1 protein-coding gene is annotated in these 218 nt (G+C 68.3%); it reads left to right on the top strand.

Features of this window, described 5'->3' with window-relative positions; all coding sequences use genetic code 11:
- Positions 1-218, top strand: a 218-nt coding sequence (locus tag RRF55_RS28945) for a c-type cytochrome (protein ID WP_439419439.1), incomplete at both ends; no start/stop codon positions are given.

Raw genomic sequence — 218 nt, forward strand, 5'->3', positions numbered from 1 at the left:
GCCTGCCGATCTCTACGCCAGCCGGGGCGGCCTGGGCTATCTGCAGTTCTGCGCCGACTGCCACCGTGCCGATGGCGGTGGCGTGAAGGATGTGTTCCCGCCGCTGGCCGGCAATTTCTCGCTGCAGTCGCAGGACCCGTCCACCCTGATCCATCTGATGCTGGCGGGCTGGAAGGCGCCCGTCACGCAAAGCCATGCACGGCCGCTGACCATGCCGG

This window comes from Klebsiella sp. K47, assembly GCF_051858335.1.
Classification (GTDB): domain Bacteria; phylum Pseudomonadota; class Gammaproteobacteria; order Enterobacterales; family Enterobacteriaceae; genus Klebsiella; species Klebsiella pneumoniae.